The sequence below is a fragment of the Paracoccus solventivorans genome, assembly GCF_900142875.1.
Taxonomy (GTDB): domain Bacteria; phylum Pseudomonadota; class Alphaproteobacteria; order Rhodobacterales; family Rhodobacteraceae; genus Paracoccus; species Paracoccus solventivorans.
On the sequence record NZ_FRCK01000001.1, the window covers coordinates 450,398 to 467,766 of the forward strand.

General features: G+C 66.3%; 22 protein-coding genes. 12 read left to right on the forward strand and 10 right to left on the reverse strand.

The features are described 5' to 3' along the window. Window positions 1-108 precede the first annotated feature (108 nt). Window positions 109-1,386 carry a recombinase family protein gene (locus BUB57_RS02255; protein WP_073061333.1) on the forward strand — a complete coding sequence of 426 codons (1,278 nt, stop codon included), beginning with the start codon at window positions 109-111 and terminating at the stop codon, window positions 1,384-1,386. Here the strand turns inward: BUB57_RS02255 and BUB57_RS02260 are convergent. The 4 genes from BUB57_RS02260 to BUB57_RS16680 all read right to left on the reverse strand — a co-directional run bounded on the left by BUB57_RS02260 (window position 1,355) and on the right by BUB57_RS16680 (window position 2,942). Beyond that, window positions 1,355-1,561, reverse strand: coding sequence for a hypothetical protein (locus BUB57_RS02260; RefSeq protein ID WP_073061337.1), 207 nt, complete (start codon window positions 1,559-1,561; stop codon window positions 1,355-1,357). The genes BUB57_RS02255 and BUB57_RS02260 overlap by 32 nt on opposite strands. After that, window positions 1,558-1,866 carry a hypothetical protein gene (locus tag BUB57_RS02265; RefSeq protein ID WP_143159578.1) on the reverse strand — a complete coding sequence of 103 codons (309 nt, stop codon included), beginning with the start codon at window positions 1,864-1,866 and terminating at the stop codon, window positions 1,558-1,560. Before BUB57_RS02265 ends, BUB57_RS02260 begins: the two co-directional genes overlap by 4 nt. 86 nt (window positions 1,867-1,952) lie before the next feature. Further along, window positions 1,953-2,330: a hypothetical protein gene (locus BUB57_RS02270; RefSeq protein ID WP_073061345.1), complete on the reverse strand. Its 378-nt coding sequence runs from the start codon at window positions 2,328-2,330 to the stop codon at window positions 1,953-1,955. A gap of 444 nt (window positions 2,331-2,774) precedes the next feature. Next, window positions 2,775-2,942 (reverse strand): hypothetical protein, encoded by a 168-nt coding sequence (locus BUB57_RS16680; protein WP_159435543.1) that lies wholly within the window; start codon window positions 2,940-2,942, stop codon window positions 2,775-2,777. A 415-nt stretch (window positions 2,943-3,357) separates the two neighbouring features. Here BUB57_RS16680 and BUB57_RS16685 point away from each other — a divergent pair, with 415 nt between their 5' ends. Beyond that, window positions 3,358-3,519, forward strand: a complete 162-nt coding sequence (locus BUB57_RS16685; RefSeq protein WP_159435544.1) for a hypothetical protein — start codon at window positions 3,358-3,360, stop codon at window positions 3,517-3,519. A gap of 33 nt (window positions 3,520-3,552) precedes the next feature. Here the strand turns inward: BUB57_RS16685 and BUB57_RS17350 are convergent, their stop codons facing one another. Then, entirely contained in the window at window positions 3,553-3,798 is a 246-nt protein-coding gene (locus BUB57_RS17350) for a DUF982 domain-containing protein (protein ID WP_073061350.1), read from the reverse strand. Between the two features lie 69 nt (window positions 3,799-3,867). On the opposite strand from BUB57_RS17350, the gene BUB57_RS02280 reads away from it, so the two are divergent. The 3 genes from BUB57_RS02280 (at window position 3,868) to BUB57_RS02290 (ending at window position 6,862) form a co-directional block, all read left to right on the forward strand. Next, window positions 3,868-4,524: an SOS response-associated peptidase family protein gene (locus BUB57_RS02280; protein WP_073061353.1), complete on the forward strand. Its 657-nt coding sequence runs from the start codon at window positions 3,868-3,870 to the stop codon at window positions 4,522-4,524. Between the two features lie 604 nt (window positions 4,525-5,128). Then, window positions 5,129-5,803 (forward strand): porin family protein, encoded by a 675-nt coding sequence (locus BUB57_RS02285; protein ID WP_073061355.1) that lies wholly within the window; start codon window positions 5,129-5,131, stop codon window positions 5,801-5,803. 105 nt (window positions 5,804-5,908) lie between these two features. Next, complete coding sequence (locus BUB57_RS02290; protein WP_073061357.1) at window positions 5,909-6,862, forward strand: glycosyltransferase family 2 protein; 954 nt, start codon at window positions 5,909-5,911, stop codon at window positions 6,860-6,862. A 49-nt stretch (window positions 6,863-6,911) separates the two neighbouring features. Here the strand turns inward: BUB57_RS02290 and bfr are convergent, their stop codons facing one another. The 4 genes from bfr to gltX form a co-directional block, all read right to left on the reverse strand. Beyond that, the gene (bfr, locus tag BUB57_RS02295) at window positions 6,912-7,397 is read right to left on the reverse strand and encodes a bacterioferritin (RefSeq protein WP_073061360.1); all 486 of its coding nucleotides are present in this window, start codon (window positions 7,395-7,397) and stop codon (window positions 6,912-6,914) included. Window positions 7,398-7,428: 31 nt separating this feature from the next. After that, window positions 7,429-7,683 carry a (2Fe-2S)-binding protein gene (locus tag BUB57_RS02300; protein WP_073061362.1) on the reverse strand — a complete coding sequence of 85 codons (255 nt, stop codon included), beginning with the start codon at window positions 7,681-7,683 and terminating at the stop codon, window positions 7,429-7,431. 94 nt (window positions 7,684-7,777) lie between these two features. Then, window positions 7,778-7,930, reverse strand: coding sequence for a hemin uptake protein HemP (gene hemP / locus BUB57_RS02305; protein ID WP_407670318.1), 153 nt, complete (start codon window positions 7,928-7,930; stop codon window positions 7,778-7,780). Window positions 7,931-8,142: 212 nt separating this feature from the next. Further along, window positions 8,143-9,465 carry a glutamate--tRNA ligase gene (gene gltX, locus BUB57_RS02310; protein ID WP_073061367.1) on the reverse strand — a complete coding sequence of 441 codons (1,323 nt, stop codon included), beginning with the start codon at window positions 9,463-9,465 and terminating at the stop codon, window positions 8,143-8,145. Window positions 9,466-9,557: 92 nt separating this feature from the next. Between gltX and BUB57_RS02315 the strand changes: the two genes are divergently transcribed. From BUB57_RS02315 to yihA, 5 genes are all read left to right on the forward strand, one after another. After that, window positions 9,558-9,965 carry a metallopeptidase family protein gene (locus tag BUB57_RS02315; RefSeq protein WP_073061369.1) on the forward strand — a complete coding sequence of 136 codons (408 nt, stop codon included), beginning with the start codon at window positions 9,558-9,560 and terminating at the stop codon, window positions 9,963-9,965. Between the two features lies 1 nt (window position 9,966). Then, window positions 9,967-10,944, forward strand: coding sequence for a 1-phosphofructokinase family hexose kinase (locus tag BUB57_RS02320; RefSeq protein ID WP_073061371.1), 978 nt, complete (start codon window positions 9,967-9,969; stop codon window positions 10,942-10,944). Window positions 10,945-11,102: 158 nt separating this feature from the next. Continuing rightward, window positions 11,103-12,989, forward strand: a complete 1,887-nt coding sequence (gene yidC / locus BUB57_RS02325) for a membrane protein insertase YidC (protein WP_073061375.1) — start codon at window positions 11,103-11,105, stop codon at window positions 12,987-12,989. 10 nt (window positions 12,990-12,999) lie between these two features. Then, window positions 13,000-13,758 (forward strand): MOSC domain-containing protein, encoded by a 759-nt coding sequence (locus BUB57_RS02330; RefSeq protein WP_073061378.1) that lies wholly within the window; start codon window positions 13,000-13,002, stop codon window positions 13,756-13,758. Next, window positions 13,755-14,411 (forward strand): ribosome biogenesis GTP-binding protein YihA/YsxC, encoded by a 657-nt coding sequence (gene yihA / locus BUB57_RS02335; protein WP_073061381.1) that lies wholly within the window; start codon window positions 13,755-13,757, stop codon window positions 14,409-14,411. The genes BUB57_RS02330 and yihA overlap by 4 nt, the downstream gene beginning before the upstream one ends. Here the strand turns inward: yihA and BUB57_RS02340 are convergent. Continuing rightward, window positions 14,408-15,166 (reverse strand): ABC transporter permease, encoded by a 759-nt coding sequence (locus BUB57_RS02340; RefSeq protein ID WP_073062051.1) that lies wholly within the window; start codon window positions 15,164-15,166, stop codon window positions 14,408-14,410. The two genes, yihA and BUB57_RS02340, sit on opposite strands and share 4 nt — an antisense overlap. 335 nt (window positions 15,167-15,501) lie before the next feature. Between BUB57_RS02340 and BUB57_RS02345 the strand changes: the two genes are divergently transcribed. Both BUB57_RS02345 and BUB57_RS02350 read left to right on the forward strand, forming a co-directional pair. Beyond that, window positions 15,502-16,689 (forward strand): KpsE/RkpR family capsule polysaccharide export protein, encoded by a 1,188-nt coding sequence (locus BUB57_RS02345; protein ID WP_143159579.1) that lies wholly within the window; start codon window positions 15,502-15,504, stop codon window positions 16,687-16,689. A 4-nt stretch (window positions 16,690-16,693) separates the two neighbouring features. Further along, entirely contained in the window at window positions 16,694-17,368 is a 675-nt protein-coding gene (locus tag BUB57_RS02350) for an ABC transporter ATP-binding protein (protein ID WP_073061384.1), read from the forward strand. Window position 17,369 lies beyond the last annotated feature (1 nt).

Sequence of the window (17,369 nt, forward strand, 5' to 3'; positions counted from 1 at the left end):
CTGGCGGTGGTAACTGCTTGACGTCGCCTCGCGCGGCGATATGTACGCCTCGTCGCCGTTCCGGCGTGGGTCAAAATTCGAACAATTTGACACCTCACGGGGGGCGCTTTGCGCTGCGCGATTTACACACGCAAGTCGGCCGACGAGCGGGCTGGGACTGAATTCGGGTCACTTGAGAACCAGCGGTCCTATTGCTCGGCGTATATCGCCAGCCAAGGCGGGCAAGGTTGGCAGGAGCTCCCGGACCGTTACGATGATGAGGGCATTTCCGGCGGGACGCTGCGGCGCCCGTCGCTGAAGCGCCTGCGGGCCGATATCAAAGCCGGCAAAGTGGATACGGTAGTCGTCTACAAGATCGATCGCCTGTCCCGGTCGTTGAAGGATTTTTGCAACCTGGTGGCCGAGTTCGAAGAGGTTGGTGTCAATTTCGTGGCGGTCACCCAGGCTCTGGATACCGCCACGGCCATGGGGCGCCTGACCCTGAACGTGCTGCTGAGCTTCGGTCAATTCGAGCGGGAGCTCACCAGCGAGCGACTAACGGACTGGTTCGCCGGTGCCCGGGAACGTGGACTGTGGGTTCCTCAAAGGCCGTTCGGATATGCAAAGCTGCCGGGATCAAACCAGCTGGTCCCGCACGAGACCGAGGCGCCGCACGTGCGCTGGATGTTTCAGCGCTACATTGCTCTTCGATCAGCGGAGCGGGTCGCCGATGAAATGTACCGGCGCGGTGTCAGGGGCGCAAAGGGCCAGCCGTTTACCGGCGGCATGGTGCGGCACCTGATTCGGCATCCGATTTACCTAGGCAAGATCGTTCACCGGAAACAGGCGATGCCAGGGATTCACACGCCCCTGGTCTCCGCTGCGCTCTGGAAAAAAGCCAATGAGGTCCTGGCGGATGCATCGCTACGCCGCAGGTCAGGCCGCAGCAGAATCTCGCCAGGTCTCCTCAAGGGCTTGTTGTACGACCGGACGGGCGGGATCCTGGTCTACACATTCCTTTGGTCCAAAGGGCATGCATATCGATACTATATCGCCCAGCAAGAATCGCGCCGCGGCTATGGCAAGGGGTCGGATCCTTATATGCGCTTCCGAGCTGGGGACCTTGAAGGGGCGGTCCTTGAGGTCGTGCACAGGATGACCGGCTATGATCTGTCAGATCTCACCAAGCGCGAAACCCAAGAGCGGCTGCGCAAATATGTCGAGCGCGTCGACATCGACCTTGAGGGGATGTCGGTGGTGTTCCGTGCCGGCGGCGTTGTGCGGGCCGAAGCGAAGGGCAGGCTGAAGCCCGGTGCTCCGAGGCCGCGACCAACCCGTTACCGCCCGCAACTGGAGCTCGATACGGTCGGCGAGCTCAAGCCCTCCCCTCGTCCACCAGCGTCATAAGCGCGCGCAACGCCCGCTCCTGCCGGACCGGTTGGCCTGCCAAGGCGTTGGCGATCGACCTGCGGGCAAGATCGAGGCGCTTGTGGGCTTGGTCATAGGTCAGCGCGTTTCGGGCCATCCAGTCGCGCAGAACCTCGGCAAAGGGGCGGGCGTCATCGATCGGCGCGCAGTTCATGCACTTTCTGCCCGGGCGAGCTTGCTTAAGGCCGCGAGCGCCTTGCGCTCGTTGACCCCGCACAACCGGTCGCCGCAGTGCTCCATCAACCTGCCGGTTGCGCGGTTGCGGACCAGCACGCCGCCCATATGGATTTTTGCGACAGGCTCCCAATGCGGGGTGGTCGCGACGATCCGCTCAGACATAGCCCCGTAGGACCACGCTGAATACTTCGCCAACTTCGCATTCTCAGGTTCACCCGGCCAGCGCCATTCCGGCGCCGTGGCATAGGGGCCGCTCAGCTCGATCCGATCACGCGTGCTCATCATAAGTTGCTCCAAGGGTTGGCCATCTCGAAAAGATCGCTGCGGCGCGCCTCGTCGCAGGCGATTGCTCGCGCCGCAGATCAGTGTCAGGCGAGGTAGACCTTGGCCCCGTCCCCGTAGCGGTTAGACAACTCCTGCGGCGTCATGCCGCCGAAAGCCCACCGGCAAACGTCCGCCCCAAGGCTAGCGGGGATGATCTCGCACGCCTTGCCCTTGATCCAGCGCCGGCCCAGAATGGCTCGCTGCGCTTCGGTCGGTGCCTCGGCCGGCGTTTCGGTCAGGTGGAAGTAAAGGGCGGGGTTCGCCGTTTTCCGCGGGGCATCGCGGCTGATCTCTTGGACAGCACCATCGTCAGAGATTTCCAGGGTCACAGCGGCGTAAAGCGTGGCCATGAACGCGTGGCCAACGACGGTTTCCTCGACTTTGCCGACCTCGGTATCGGCGATCATGCGGATAGCAGCCATGGTCTTGTCTCTGCCCCTGATATGTCCCGAGGCGCGGCGTCAGCGTCCTGCTGATAGATCCTAGATAGTGCATTAGATGCACTACCGTAAGAAGAAAATGGACGTTCCCGTGGATTATTTTGCATGGACCGGCACGGGGCGCGTGCGAGGTGACGGCGCTGCCAACCCGCGCCCGGGCGCCGCGCCGTCGTCGCCATCTTGTCCTGACTCGTCCGATTATATGAGGGGGTTTCTCGGCCTGCGACGACAGGGCGCAGCGGCATCACGGCTCCCGAATGGAACCCCCGCTGCGGTGTGGATCGAGCGGTGGCCATGCAGAAGCGGCGGGATTTTACCCCCGCCGCTTCGCCCTCACCAGTCAGGCACCGGATACCAGCCAGCGACAACTTTGTCCGGACCTTGTTTCGGCGCCCGGCGAGGATGCCATTAGGGTGGAAGATAGAGTCAGCGGCGGTTGGCAGCGGCCGGACGGTTCTTTCCTTCGGGACCGGGGGCAGCCTGGTCCTTCCCGTGCTGCGGCTTCCCAGCTTCATCACTGCGCAGCTTGTCGTCGGGTGGGTCAGAAGGTTTGTTCGGTTGCTGGCCGTTGCCAGGCATCTTGTCGGTACCCATGCTCGGGTCCTCCATAACACCGCGTAGAAGATACTACCCGGTCCTCATCTAGGTGGGGGTCGGCCAGTCGGGTTACATCCCCTGCCGCCGAACTACCTCACAACCCGCGGACATTGCCCGCAACAATTGTCGGGCCGGGGTGAATAGAAGGCTTCAATGCCAAGAGCGCAGCGCAGTCCACGAGCATCACTTGGCTTTGCCCTCCATCAAGCTCGCTGTGCAACCGGCGCCCAAGCGTCGCGTCGTGCATCACCATATGCCTCAGTTGCAGAACAGTCCCCGAAGACGCCTAGCAGGAGCGCGGCGGCAGGGGCGGGCGGATGGGCCAGCGGATTTATGCTCAATATGTAAGAAGCCATTCCTCTGACACCCAATATCGGTTACAGTCCGAAGCCTAGGTGATCAGGAGGTAAGGATGGGCCAGAATATCGTCCCGGAATTACAAGATCCGGTGCGGATGCCTGAGGGACAAGTTACCCCCCGCTTGACGGACGAGGAGGTCGACGCAAAGTTCGACGCGCTCGTGGCGGTTCTCGATGCACAAGCGCTCATAAAACCGCAGCGTACGGCGGAGTGACGAAAGGTCCCGCGTTCTGCGCGGGACCTCGCTTTATGGATCCCGAACAAAGACCCCTGCGGCCTTCAACGCTGCTACAAAATCCGCCCGCGCCTGCTCAGGTTCCGTGTCGCCGCTTTCAAGGGCTAGGCACGCAACAGCCGCTTTCTGGAAGTATGGGTCACTTGGTTCACAGTGTGTCAGTAGCGCGGCACCCATGCCCTTCGCATCCGTGACAACTCTGAAGGTACCGATTCTTTCTTCAAAGCTGACCGGCCTGATGGTAGCTCTTCGTCGCATCGCGCCCCCTTTCAGCGATTGTGGGGCTGCTTAATCTAGGTCGAGGCGATATGTTCCGGGATCGGTCGGATGATCGCCGGCGCCGGAATCGGATGGCATCTCATGTGCAATCTTTATCGTACGCTCCCCAGCGCGGCCGAGCTCACTGCCCTCGTGCGCACCATGGATCGCACCGGCAACCACCCTTGGGAGGTCGATGTCTATCCCGACCGCTTAGCGCCGATCATCCGCAATGGCGCCGACGGCCTCGAGGTTGCCCAGGCGCGTTGGGGCATGCCGACACCCCCGCAGCACCTGCGCACGCAGCGCGACCCGGGGGTGACCAAAGTCCGCAACACCAGCTCGCCGCACTGGCGTCGCTGGCTGGGCCCGGACAGCCGTTGCCTGGTGCCGCTCGTGGCGTTTGCCGAGCCGGGCCCGGACCGGCAGCCGGTGTGGTTCGAGGCGATCGACGGCCAGCCGATGTTTTTCGCAGGGATCGAAACCCGCGGCTGGACGTCGGTGCGCAAGGTCAAGGATGGTCCGACCACCGATGACCTGTATGCATTTCTGACCTGCCCGCCCAACGCCGAGGTCGCGGCTATCCATCCCAAGGCGATGCCGGTGATCTTGCGGACGCCGGCGGAATGGCAGGCGTGGTTGACCGCGCCGTGGGATCAGGCGCGGCAGATGCAGCGGCCGCTGCCCGACGGCGCGCTGCGAATCGTAGAGCTGGCCGATGGATGACAAGCCGGACCATGGATATCCGCAATGGGTCTGGTTGGAGTGCTACTGCGGGCACTGGGCGAAGGTGTGCTTGCCATGGGGACCATATCGCCTGCGCGACTGGATCCTGCCCCGGGCGCGATGCACTAAGTGCGGTCGCAAGGGAGCCAAGGACACGCTGGCGGCAAGGGATCCGGCGGATGAGCCGCCGGGGAACTATCCCAAGTTCTAGCGCGGCGGGGGAGGCGCCTAGGCGCAGGATCGCAGGAAAAACAGGGGTTCTGGGAGGTGTGGGTTGCCGCTGAGACGCACCTCCGCTACCAAATGCAGCGATTATTGCCGGCGGCATCTCATTCCAGCATCATCCGATTGCGGACAGTTCAACTGTCGGGCGAGGCGTTTTCCGTCAACTGTCCTGTCGCGGGAATGGAGCCGACGTTGCGACGTTACGTGACGTTGCTTCCGCAGTTGTCTTGACAACCTCAGGGCTTCTCATAACGCGCTGCAAATGCCGGGGAAGGCTGGGCAAACAAGACCTATCCAAAAATACAACATCCCTTCTGCAACATTTTGTCGCAACTTGTAGCCACAACGAGTCGAGTGTTTACCGGTAGGAGTTGTAACGATGAACATTGTTCTGGTCCCAACTGCCGTGGCCGCCGTCCTGGCGACCACGGCGGCGACGGCTGGGGGTTATGCCGCCCCCATCATCGCGGTCGAGCCGGTTGCGGCCGCACCCATTCTTCAACCTGCACGGGATTGGACCGGGTTTTACGCGGGTCTGCAATTCGGTCGGGTAGAGGTTGAAGGCCAGCCGGGATGCGACCGGTTCGCGAAACCAAAAAACAATCTGGGTAAGCTGCCACCCTTTTGCGAACTCGAAGGAACGGGGAAGCAGTATGGGGCGCATCTTGGATATCTGCACGACTTCGGCAGGATGGTTGGCGGCGCAGAACTTTCCTTCGACAGGCTCGAAGTGAATGATATTGATTTCTGGGAGGGAGATTTGCGGGATGCAAAGGGCCACATACTCCGCGGCAAGCTATTGGCTGGATATGATGCCGGCAGATTTTTGCCCTATGCCACGATAGGGGTTGCACGAGCCTCGCTTGATTTTGTGGACGTTGATGACAACCCTGAAAGCGGTCACGATACTGCATTCGGCTATGGTGCCGGAGTCAAATTCCTGGCCACTGAGCACTTTATGCTGGGCGGGGAATGGATGACCCATGAATTCACGACGACAAATGGGAAAGTCGACTTCGACACCCTCGGGCTGAGCGCCTCTTACCGCTTCTGATTTTCCGCATATTCCAATTCCATACGACAATTCCGCGCGGCATCTTGTCTTGCCGCGCGGAAGCTGCTTTTGCCTGCGCGGGCATTTATCGGCGCAGGCATTCACATGGTCGCACCCACCCCCGCACCCGGCAGCTGGAGCGTCGCCGCCACCGTCCGCGCCAGCCGGGCGCTGTGCCAGACATTCGCCCGCCACCAGCTGGCCCGCGGCGCCTCGCGGGTGTTCCTGTTCCACGACGACCCCGAAATGGCATGCGACATCGCGCTGCCCGGCGTCACCAGCACGATCTGCGACGGCGGCTGGTGGCGGCGCGGCCGGCCAGAGGCGCTCGAGCAGCGGCAGCTCCATAACGCCACCCGCGCCAAGGGCTGGTGCGGCACCGACTGGATCCTGCATTGCGACATCGACGAGCTGATCTGGTCGGACAGCCCCATCGCCGAGGTGCTGGCGTCGGTCCCCCCGGACGTGGGCGGCATCCTCGTCCGCCCGGTCGAGGCGGTCTATGCCGCGCCACCCGACGAAGGCACCATCTTCCACACCCCCCATTTCAAGCGCTTCTTCAGCCCCGCCGGCCGTCCCCGCGCCTATCGCGACATCTCGCAGCGGGTCTATGGCGCGCTGTGGGAGGCCACGAAATACGGATTCTGGGGCCATATCCTGGGCAAGTCCTTCATCCGCGCGGCGGCGCCGGTCGGAAAGATGCCGCTGCACGGCAAGAAACCCGACGAGATCGCCGGGCTGAAGATGCGCCACCACGACGACCGGCTGGTCCTGCGCCACTACGACACGCTGTCGCTCGCGCAGTGGAAGGACAAGCACCTGCGCCGGATCACGGGCAAGGTGCTGGTCCCGCAGGCGGGAAAGTTCCGGGCCCGGCAGCAGCAGCTGATCGCCGAGACGCTGGCGCGCGAGGGCGAGGACGGGCTCGACCGGCTTTACCTGCGCATGGCGGTGATGCCGCCCGAACTGCTGGCCGAATCGCTGGAAGCGGGCTTCGTGCGCATTATCCCACCCGAGCCGCATCTGGCCGCGCCGCCCGCCATGCCGGCGACGCAATGAACAACGCCGCCCCTGGGGGCGGCGCGTCGGGTCGTCTGGACCTTGGGTCTTATTCCGCTTCGTCGGCGGGCTTGGCGTTCAGCATGCCGTAATTCTGCGCGCCGATCTCGTCCATCAGCTGCAGCTGGGTTTCGAGGAAGTCGATATGCCCTTCCTCGTCCTCGATCAGGTCGTCGAAGATCGCCTTGGACACCTGGTCGTTGACCTGCGCGCAATACTGCCGCGCCTCGAGATACAGGTTGCGGGCGTCGTGTTCGCCAGCCAGATCGGCCTCGAGCGTCTCGCGGATGCTCTGCCCGATGCGCAGCGGGTCGAGCTTTTGCAGGTTCGGGTGGCCTTCCAGAAAGATGATGCGCTGAATCAGCTTGTCGGCGTGATTCATCTCTTCGATCGATTCGGCGCGCGACTTGTCGGCGATCCGGCCATAGCCCCAGTCTTCCTGCAGCCGGTAATGCAGCCAGTACTGGCTGACCGCGGTCAGTTCCGACCGCAGCGCGGCGTTCAGATATTCGATGACCTTCGGATCACCCTTCATTTCAGCGTCTCCCTGACCTGTTCAGCCCTGTTCAGCCTGCCACGAGCCGCCGCAGCCCGCGCAGCTCTGCGGGGACCGGGCGCGGGTCCGCATCGACGGCGAATCCTTCCGAGGATCGCATCGTCGTCACGAACAGCCTCATGCACCCGCCGCAATCCGCGCGCTTACCCAAAGCGCGGTAGATCTTGCCGGGCGTGATGATGGTATCAGCATCCGAGGCGCGCATCCAGCCGACAGCGGCGCGGATCTCGTGATCGGTGACGCCCGTGCAATGACAGACGATCATCGCGTTTCCCCGGGGTTGCGGGGCACAGGGTGGTGCATGATGTCAGGGCCTTGTCGGTCTGGGCTTCGTGCCGGGTCAGGGTGCGGCGCCAGCCTTATTTCGTCAGGATCAGCTTGCCGGCGCGGGTGATCCGCAGGGTGTAGACTTGGTCGGCAAGGGCGATCTGCGCCAGATGGCCGCCGGCGGTCAGGTCGGTGGCATCGTGCAGCGGCACCCGCAGCAGCGGAACGGCGACGCGTTGGGTCATGTCAAAGGTGAGGTCGTTCATCAGAGCCTCCGGGGTTGGTCGAGGGTTGGTCCAGATACCCAACCTTTTATGTCGACAACTCCGGCTGTCAATTCATTTCTGACAAAAATGCTTTGATCGGCAGGGAAACGCGCAGAAACCTGCGCAAAAGGGGCGGCGCATGGGGTACCACGCGCCGCCCCCAAGATGGCGGGAATCACCGCAAAGCACGGTCAGGCAGCGCGGACCTGTTGCAGCAGCGGCATCAGCTCGGCCATCTCGGGGCCGTGGTCCATGCCGGTCAGCGCCTTGCGCAGCGGCATGAACAACCCCTTGCCCTTGCGCCCGGTGGCGGCCTTGACCGCAGCGGTCCATTCGCCCCAGGTCGCATCGGTCCACGGCCGCGGCGGCAGCAGCGCCAGTGCCTGGGCCACGAATTCGGCGTCCTCGGGCGCGATCGCGGGCGCGGCGCCGTCGCGCATCAGCGTCCACCACTCGGACAGGTCGTCCAGCCGGGTGATGTTCTGCCGCGCCACCGCCCAGAATCGCGGCGCGATCTCATCCGGCACCCCCATCGCGGCGATGCGGTCGCGCACCGCCTCATACGGCAGATGCTGGTTGCGTTCGCGGGTCAGCGGCCACAGATCCTCGGCGTCGAACTTGGTGGGCGAGGCGCCGAACTGCGACAGCTCGAACCCCTCGGCCAGCTCGTCCAGGCTCATGCGCAGCGCCACCGGCTGGTTTGATCCAAGCCGAGCCATCAGCGACAGCAGCGCTTCGGGGGCGACGCCCTGTTCGCGCAGGTCGCGCAGGGACAGGGTGCCCAGCCGCTTGGACAGCTCTTCGCCCTGCGGGCCGGTCAGCAGGCTGTGGTGGGCAAAGCGCGGCGGCTGCCCGCCCAGCGCCCGGATGATCTGGATCTGCGTGGCGGTGTTGGTCACGTGGTCGGCGCCGCGCACGATGTCGGTGACGCCCATGTCCACATCGTCGACCGAGGACGCAAAGGTGTACAGCACCTGCCCGTCGGCGCGGATCAGCACCGGATCGCTGACCGAGGCCGCGTCGATCGACACGTCGCCGATGATGCCGTCCGGCCATTCGATGCGTTCATGGTCCAGCCGGAACCGCCAGTAGCCCTCGCGACCCTCGGCGCGCAGCGCGGCTTTCTGCTCGTCGCTCAGCCCCAGCCCGGCGCGGTCATAGACCGGCGGCCGGCCCATGTTCAGCTGCTTCTTGCGCTTGAGGTCCAGCTCGGTCGGGGTCTCGAACACCTCGTAAAGCCGGCCCGAGGCGCGCAGGCTGTCCGCGGCCTCGGCATAGCGGTCCAGCCGGTCGGACTGCCGCTCGATCCGGTCCCAGTGCAGCCCCAGCCATTCCAGGTCGCGCTGGATGCCGTCGGCGTATTCCTGTTTCGAGCGTTCGCGGTCGGTGTCGTCCAGCCGCAGGATGAAGGTTCCCCCCGCCTTGCGCGCGATCAGATAGTTCATCAGCGCGGTGCGCAGGTTGCCGACGTGGATATGGCCGGTCGGCGAGGGCGCGAAACGGGTGGTGGTCATCGTCGTCTCCTTGATCCTCCCGCTCTTTCATAACGGGCGATTCTTGTCCATATCGGGCGCTGACCGACCGACAGCCGCAGGGGGAACACACCATGACCGACTGGAGCGAGGCCAAGGCCCCCTCTGCCGCCGAGATCGAGGCGCTGGCCCGCGACGTGCTGGCCCAGCTGCCGGTCGAGTTCGCCGGCCACGCGCAGGAGGTGATCCTGCGGGTCGAGGATTTCGCCGGCGAGGACGTGCTGGACGAGCTGGAAATCGACGACCCGCTGGAGCTGACCGGGCTTTACGACGGCATCCCGCGGACGGAAAAATCCGCCAGCGACCCGCAGCATTTCCCCGATACCGTCTGGCTGTTCCGCCGCGCCATCCTGGACGAATGGGCGGAACGCGGCGACGCCTCGCTGGGGGATCTGGTCCGCAACGTGGTGATCCACGAGTTTGCCCATCACTTCGGCTGGTCGGACGACGACATCGCCCGGATCGACCGCTGGTGGGAATGACATGGCTGCGGGGGCGGGCATCACGGGGGCGGACCAGGCCCCCATCCTGACCGTGACGCTGAACCCGGCGCTGGACCTGTCGACCAGCGCCGAGCAGGTGGTGCCCGACATCAAGCTGCGCTGCGAGGCCCCGGCGGTCGATCCCGGCGGCGGCGGCATCAACGTCAGCCGGGCGATCTCGCGCATCGGCGGGCGCTCGACGGCGCTGGTGGCGCTGGGGGGCGGCACCGGCACCCAGCTGGGGCGGCTGCTGAACGAGGCCGGGCTGCCGGTGCTGCGCATCAACGCCCCCGGCGACACGCGGCAATCCCTGTCGGTCACCGACCGCACGACGGAAAAGCAGTTCCGCTTTGTGCTGCCGGGGCCGGAATGGGCGGCCGCGGATGTGGCCGACGCGCTGGATGCGGTGGCCGCGGCCGCGGTGCCGGGCAGCATCGTGGTGCTGTCGGGCTCGAACCCGCCCGGCGTGCCGGATGATTTCGTCCTGCGCCTGTGCGCGCGGCTGCGCGGGCGGCCGGTGCGGCTGCTGATGGACAGCTCGGGCGCGGCGCTGGCGCTGGCGGCGCGGGGCAAGGTGCGGCTGGCGGTGCTGCGCATGGACGACGCCGAGGCCGAGGGGCTGGCCGGCCGCAAGCTGCCCGAGCGCCGCGACACCGCCGATTTCGCCAGCGCGCTGGTTGCGGCCGGGGCGGCGCAGACGGTCGTCATCGCCCGCGGCGCTGACGGCAATATCGCCGCGGGGCCGGATGGCCGCTGGCATGTCGAGGCCCACCGCGTGCCCATCGTCAGCAAGATCGGCGCCGGCGACAGTTTCGTGGCCGGCTATGCGCTGGCCATCGCCCGCGGCCGCGGCGTCGCCGAGGCGCTGGGGCTGGGCGCGGCCTGCGCCTCGGCCACCTGCATGATGCCCGGGACCGGGCTGTGCCGCCCCGACGACGTGATGCGGCTGTATCAGGAACGCGTGGTCACGCCGATCTGAAGAACCGGGGGCCAGCCCCCGGACCCCCGGGGTATTTCGGCCAGAAAGAAGTCCCCAGACAGCCCGGGACCGGGGCACGGGGCAGCTATCGGCTTGACCTTTGCTAGGGGGTCCGGTTGAAGCGGGCGCGTATTTCCTGAAAGCTCCGGGGTCCGAGGATGGACGACAACAACCGCAACCTGATCCTTGCCATGGTGCTGTCGGCACTGGTCATGATCGGGTGGTATGCCTTCTTCGCGCCGCCCTCGCCGGAACCGGCCGATCCCGCGGTGACCGTGCAGACCGCCGATCCCAACGCGCAGGCGGTGGACCCGGCGACCGGCATCGCGCTGGCCCCGCAGGCCGAGGCCGTGCCGGGCGAGACGCCGTCGCTGGCCCCCTCGACCCCGCAGGACCCGGTGCTGAGCGCCGGGCGGATCGAGATCGAATCGCCCGCGCTGCAGGGCTCGATCTCGCTGGCCGGGGGGCGGATCGACGATCTGCTGCTGAGCGGCTATCGCGAGACGCTGGACCCCAACTCGCCGTTCCTGCGGCTGCTGTCCCCGACCGCGCAGGCGGGCCTGGGCACCATCAGCACCCCGGCGGCGCCCGACGCCATGCCGTCGCTGGTGGTGCAGAAACCCTATTACGCGGTCTATGGCTGGATGCCCGGCCCCGGCGTCGACCCGGCGCTGGTGCCGAACCCGGCGACGGTGTGGTCGGTGGAAAGCGGCACCACCCTTGCCCCCGGCCAGCCGGTGACGCTGGTCTGGGACAACGGCGCCGGCCAGATCTTCCGCCGCAGCTTCGAGCTGGACGACCGCTACATGTTCACGGTCACCCAGAGCATCGAGAACGCCGGCCCCGCCGCATTTGCCGCCGCCCCCTACGGCATTCTGGCCCGGCACGGCCAGCCCGACACCCAGAACTTCTTCATCCTGCACGAGGGCGCCGTCGGCATGAGCGACGGCAAGCTGCTGGAGCAGAAGTACAAGGACATGGTGAAGCTGGACCCGGTGGGCAACGAAGGCCCGGCCATCGTCACCGAGGTGGCCGAGAACGGCTGGGTCGGGTTCACCGACAAATACTGGATGACCACGCTGATCCCGCAGCCGGGGCAGCCCTTCACCTCGGTGGTGAAATACGCGCCGGGCGCCGACATCTACCAGGCCGAGGCGCGGCTGCCGATGCAGACCGTGGCGCCGGGCACACAGCTGTCGTCCTCGAGCTTCCTGTTCGCGGGCGCCAAGGAATGGGAAACCATCAACGCCTATCAGAACAGCCTGCATATCGACCGCTTCGTCGATTCGATCGACTGGGGCTGGTTCTATTTCCTGACCAAGCCGATCTTCCGCCTGCTGCACTGGCTGCACGGGGTGATCGGCAACATGGGCTGGTCGATCATCGCGCTGACCTTCATCCTCAAGGCGCTGGTGTTCCCGCTGGCGCGCAAATCCTACATCTCGATGGCCCGGATGCGCGAGCTGCAGCCGCAGATGGAGGCGATCAAGGAGCGCACCGGCGACGACCGCGCCAAATACCAGCAAGAGGTGATGGCGCTTTACCGCGACGCCAAGGTGAACCCGGCCGCGGGCTGCCTGCCGCTGCTGCTGCAGATCCCGATCTTCTTTGCGCTGTACAAGGTGATCTTCGTCACGCTGGAACTGCGCCACGCCCCCTGGGTCGGCTGGATCCGCGACCTGTCGGCGCCCGATCCGTCGTCGCTGCTGAACCTGTTCGGGCTGCTGCCCTATGCCGCGCCTGCGCAGGGCACCGCGCTGCACAGCCTGTCGCTGCCGCTGCTGGCGATCGTGCTGGGGATTTCCATGTGGTTCCAGCAGAAGCTGAACCCCGCCCCCACCGATCCGGCGCAGAAGATGATCTTTGCGTGGATGCCGTGGATCTTCATGTTCATGCTGGGCGGCTTCGCCTCGGGGCTGGTGCTGTACTGGATCACCAACAACGTGATCACGATCTTCCAGCAATACGCGATCATGTCGATGCACGGGCACCCGCCGAACCTGTTCGGCAACATCCGCGCCGGCCTGCCCAAGCGCCGCAAGTGACGCCCCGTTCGTGAGCGCGCGGCTGGGCCATATCTTCCGCTATCCGGTCAAGTCGGCCGGCGGCGAATCGCTGGACCGGGTCGCGCTGACCCCGGACCAGCCCCTGCCCGGCGACCGCCGTTTCGCGGTGCTGCACGGGGATGCGCTGCACCATCTGGACGGCGAGGCGCCGCAGCGCTGGCTGCCCAAGGCGGCGTTCCTGCGCGGCGCGGCGGCGGGGTCGCTGCAGGCGATTACCGGCGGCTGGCGCGACGGGCTGCTGGTGCTGTCGCATCCCGACCTGCCCGACCTGGCCTTTGACCCGCTGCGCGATCAGGCGGCGGTGCTCGACTGGCTGGCGCCGCTGTGGGCGGATTCGGGCAAGGCCGCGCCCGCGCGGCTGGTCGAGGGGGTGCAGGCGCTGACCGACGTGTCCGAGCCCTGGCTCTCGGTACTGTCGCTGTCCTCGCTGCGCGCGCTCGAGGAGATGGTCGGCCAGCCCCTCGGCACCCACCGCTTCCGCGCCAATCTGTGGATCGGCGGCTGGGAGCCCTTTGCCGAGCATGACATGCAGCTGCATCGCATCCGCATCGGCGACACGGTCGAGCTGGCGCTGACCCGGCGCATCGGCCGCTGCGCCGCGACCTGCATCGACACCGCGACGGGGCGGTTCGACGTGGACCTGCCGGCGGCGCTGGAAAAGCGCTTCTGGCACCGGGATTTCGGCATCTATGCCCGCGTGGCCGTCGGCGGCACCATCCGCCAAGGCGATGAGGTGACGGTGCTGTGAAAGTCGCCTTCCCCCTTGCCCCCGCCCCTTCGCCCGAGGCCGCCGAATCCGGCCGGCTGCTGTTCGCGGGCCCGGTCGATTTCATCAAGGGCGTGGTCGCGATGGAGGGGCTGCCCGACCCCGACCGCCCCGAGATCTGCTTTGCCGGCCGCTCGAACGTCGGGAAATCCAGTCTCATCAACGCGCTGACCGGGCGCAAGGGCATCGCGCGGGCCTCGAACACCCCGGGGCGCACGCAGGAACTGAACTTCTTTGCGCTGGGGGACCGCGCCTATCTGGTGGACCTGCCGGGCTATGGGTTCGCCAAGGCGCCGGTGGCGGTGGTGGCGAAATGGCAGGCCCTGCAGAAACGCTATCTGGCCGGGCGTCCGAACCTGCGGCGGGTGTTCGCGCTGATCGACGCGCGCCACGGCATCAAGCCGGTGGACCATGAAACCATGACCCTGCTGGACCGCTCGGCGGTGCCGTTCCAGGTGGTGGTGACCAAGGCCGACAAGATCGGCCCCGGCGCGCTGGACCGCACCCTGGCCCAGATTGAGGCCGAGCTGCAGAAACACCCCGCCGCCTTCCCCGAGCTGATCGTGACCTCGGCAGAAAAGGGCCACGGGATCGAGACCCTGCGCGCGGTGATCGACGCGCTGACGCGGGACTAGAGCTCCAGCAGGTCGCGATAGCGCCCTCGCAGCAGCAAAAGCCCCAGCAACAGCAGCCCCAGCGACAGCGCCGCCACATAGCCGGTGCTGACGTAATCGGCCGGATAGATGCCGTAGACGCCGCGCCGCATCAGCCCGACCAGATGCAGCACCGGGTTCCACCACAGCAGCTCCTGCGCAGCGCGGGGCATCACGTCGTAGGTGAAGAACACCCCCGACATCAGGAACAGCGGCCGGCTGAGGATCGACCAGGCCCGCTCCCACACCGGAAAGCGCATGGTGAGGAAACAGTTCATCGTGCCGACGCCCAGCCCCAGCAGCGCGGTCAGCGCCAGCGCCTGCACCACCACCGCCGCATCCATGACCAGCGCCAGCCCGAAACCCGCAGCGATCCCCGCGACGACCAGCGTGAAGACCGCGACATGCAGCATGGTATTCAGGATCCACCGCGCCAGCAGCGCATCGACAAGGGTAACGGCCGGATAGGCCAGCAGCGGCCGGGAATAGCGCAGGCTTGCCGCGATCTTTCCGGCCAGGTCGTTGTACATTTGGAACACGATGTAGCCGGTTGCGTAGAACAGCGGAAAATTGCTGCCGAGCGGGGGCGAGCTTCGTCCCATCACCCCCTGAAAGATCAGCGTCAGCAGCGCGATGCCCAGAACCGGGTCGGCCAGCGCCCAGAGATACCCCCCGAAGGACCGGCCGTGGGTGGTGGCGATCTCGCGCAGGATCAGCGCCACGATGGTGCGCAGCATCCGCAGCAGCCCGTTCGCGGGCCTGCGCCGCTGGGGCACGGGCGGAAGACGCGGGGGATCCGGGAAACTGTCGGGCATTTTATCGGCCATCTGGAGTTGCGGGCAGCACCGTGCCTACAACTGCCTGTAATTCATCAGCAACGAAAGCAAGAATGGCCAGTGATCGCTCTTCCGCCGCATCCATGGCCGTAATTGCAACGGCGGGCCGGGGCATTGCGGCCGACGGCGCGACGCCCGCGCAGGCTGATGCCGCTGCCTTGGCAAGGTCGGAGGCAGCGCAAACTCCTGCGCGGCCGGCCCCGCAGCCCCGGCTGGTTCCAGCAGGCACAGGGCGGGTGCAGGCGTTTACCGCCGCGCAGCCGGCCGCTTTTCCTGCCCACATCCTTGCCCCGCCGGTCGCGCCGCCGGCGCCCTCGGCCCGGCCACGCGGTCGCCACTGGGCCCTGCTGGCCAGCCTGCTGCTGCTGGTGGTCGTCCCCGCCGCGCTCTGGGCCGGCTATCTGTGGATCCGCGCCAGCGACCAGTTCACCTCGACCATTGGCTTCTCGGTCCGGCGCGAGGAAGCGCCGCCCACCATGGACGTGTTCGGCGGCATGCTGGGCGGCAGGTTCTCGGGCACCGCCTCGGACACCGATATCCTGTATGAATTCATCCGCTCGCCCGATCTGGTGCTGCGGATCGACCGCCAGCTGGACATCCGCGCGAAGTTTTCCCGCAACTGGCCGCAGGATTTCGCCTTTGCCTTCGACCCCTCGGGCACGATCGAGGACCTGACCGGCTACTGGCGGCGGCAGGTGCGGGTCCATTACGACGATTCGGCGGGCATCATCACCCTGCGGGTCAGCGCCTTCACCCCGCAGGACGCCAAGGCCATCGCCGAAGCGGTTTTCGCCGAAAGCGAGCGGGTGGTGAACGCGCTGTCCGAACAGGCCCGCGACGACGCGACCCGCCACGCCAGCGCCGAGCTGGAAAAGACCCGCACCCTGCTGGCCGGGGCGCGGCAGGCGATGACCGGCTTCCGCATCCGCACCGGCATCGTGGACCCCACCGCCGAGCTGGAGGCGCAGGCGACCGTCACCACCGCGCTGCAGGCCCAGCTGGCCGAGGCCCGGGTCGCGCTGGACACGCTGCGCCGGAACGCCCGCCCCGGCGACCACCGCATCACCCAGGCGGAACTGCGGATCGACTCCCTGCGCCACCAGATCGAACAGGAACGCGGCAGGTCCACGGGCATCGGCACCCAGGGCGATGGCTACGCCCAGCTGATTGCCGATTACGAGCAGCTGAAGGTCGACCTCGAGTTCGCCGAAAGCGCCTATCAGTCGGCGCGTACCGCGCATGAGGCCGCGCTGCAGACCGCGCAGCGGCAAAGCCGCTATCTGGCTGCCCATATCCTGCCGACGCTGGCCGAGCGGTCGTTGCTGCCGTCGCGGCCATGGTTGCTGGCGCTGGGAACCGGGGTCCTGTTCGGGCTGTGGTCGATTCTTGCGCTTGCCTATTACAGCCTCCGCGACCGGCGATAGCGCCATGATCCGGCTGGAGGAGCTCAGCAAGTCCTATGCAGGCGGAGGGCGGCGCCGGCCGATCCTCGACCGGGTGAGCGCGGTGTTTCCCACCGGCGCCTCGGTCGCATTGCTGGGCCGCAACGGCGCGGGAAAATCCACGCTGCTGCGGATGATCGCCGGTACCGCGCGACCTGATTCAGGGCGAATCGTTGCAGATGGCACGATCTCGTGGTCGGTGGGGTTCGCCGGCAGCTTCCACCCCGACCTGACCGGGGCGCAGAATGTCCGCTTCGTCGCCCGCATCTACGGCGTCGATACCGACGCGCTGGTCGCCTATGTCGCGGATTTCGCGCAGTTGGGCGACAGCTATCACCTGCCCTTCGGCAGCTATTCCTCGGGGATGCGGTCGCGGCTGGCGATGGGATGCAGCATGGGCATCGACTTCGACATCTATCTGGTGGACGAGGTGACCAGCGTCGGCGATGCCGAGTTCCGCGAGACATCGCAGCGCGTCTTTGCCGAGCGGATGCAGCGGGCATCCTCGGTCGTGGTCAGCCACTCGATGCCGCTGGTCCGGCGGCTGTGCAACATGGGCGCCGTGCTGGACCGGGGCCGGCTGCTGGTGTTCGACCGGATCGAGGACGCCATCGCCTGCCATGAATATCTGATGGGCACGCCCGACAACGTGGGGGACTAGC

Excerpts from the sequence above, each read along its gene's own strand:
- BUB57_RS02260 (WP_073061337.1), bottom strand. The coding sequence starts at position 1,561 with ATGAACTGCGCGCCGATCGATGACGCCCGCCCCTTTGCCGAGGTTCTG.
- BUB57_RS16685 (WP_159435544.1), top strand. The coding sequence starts at position 3,358 with ATGGGCCAGAATATCGTCCCGGAATTACAAGATCCGGTGCGGATGCCT.
- hemP (WP_407670318.1), bottom strand. The coding sequence starts at position 7,930 with ATGACCCAACGCGTCGCCGTTCCGCTGCTGCGGGTGCCGCTGCACGAT.
- BUB57_RS02290 (WP_073061357.1), top strand. The coding sequence starts at position 5,909 with ATGGTCGCACCCACCCCCGCACCCGGCAGCTGGAGCGTCGCCGCCACC.
- BUB57_RS17350 (WP_073061350.1), bottom strand. The coding sequence starts at position 3,798 with ATGCGACGAAGAGCTACCATCAGGCCGGTCAGCTTTGAAGAAAGAATC.
- gltX (WP_073061367.1), bottom strand. The coding sequence starts at position 9,465 with ATGACCACCACCCGTTTCGCGCCCTCGCCGACCGGCCATATCCACGTC.
- bfr (WP_073061360.1), bottom strand. The coding sequence starts at position 7,397 with ATGAAGGGTGATCCGAAGGTCATCGAATATCTGAACGCCGCGCTGCGG.
- BUB57_RS02265 (WP_143159578.1), bottom strand. The coding sequence starts at position 1,866 with ATGAGCACGCGTGATCGGATCGAGCTGAGCGGCCCCTATGCCACGGCG.
- BUB57_RS02315 (WP_073061369.1), top strand. The coding sequence starts at position 9,558 with ATGACCGACTGGAGCGAGGCCAAGGCCCCCTCTGCCGCCGAGATCGAG.
- BUB57_RS02270 (WP_073061345.1), bottom strand. The coding sequence starts at position 2,330 with ATGGCTGCTATCCGCATGATCGCCGATACCGAGGTCGGCAAAGTCGAG.
- BUB57_RS02320 (WP_073061371.1), top strand. The coding sequence starts at position 9,967 with ATGGCTGCGGGGGCGGGCATCACGGGGGCGGACCAGGCCCCCATCCTG.
- BUB57_RS16680 (WP_159435543.1), bottom strand. The coding sequence starts at position 2,942 with ATGGGTACCGACAAGATGCCTGGCAACGGCCAGCAACCGAACAAACCT.
- yidC (WP_073061375.1), top strand. The coding sequence starts at position 11,103 with ATGGACGACAACAACCGCAACCTGATCCTTGCCATGGTGCTGTCGGCA.
- BUB57_RS02285 (WP_073061355.1), top strand. The coding sequence starts at position 5,129 with ATGAACATTGTTCTGGTCCCAACTGCCGTGGCCGCCGTCCTGGCGACC.
- BUB57_RS02340 (WP_073062051.1), bottom strand. The coding sequence starts at position 15,166 with ATGCTGCGCACCATCGTGGCGCTGATCCTGCGCGAGATCGCCACCACC.
- BUB57_RS02300 (WP_073061362.1), bottom strand. The coding sequence starts at position 7,683 with ATGATCGTCTGTCATTGCACGGGCGTCACCGATCACGAGATCCGCGCC.
- BUB57_RS02350 (WP_073061384.1), top strand. The coding sequence starts at position 16,694 with ATGATCCGGCTGGAGGAGCTCAGCAAGTCCTATGCAGGCGGAGGGCGG.
- BUB57_RS02280 (WP_073061353.1), top strand. The coding sequence starts at position 3,868 with ATGATCGCCGGCGCCGGAATCGGATGGCATCTCATGTGCAATCTTTAT.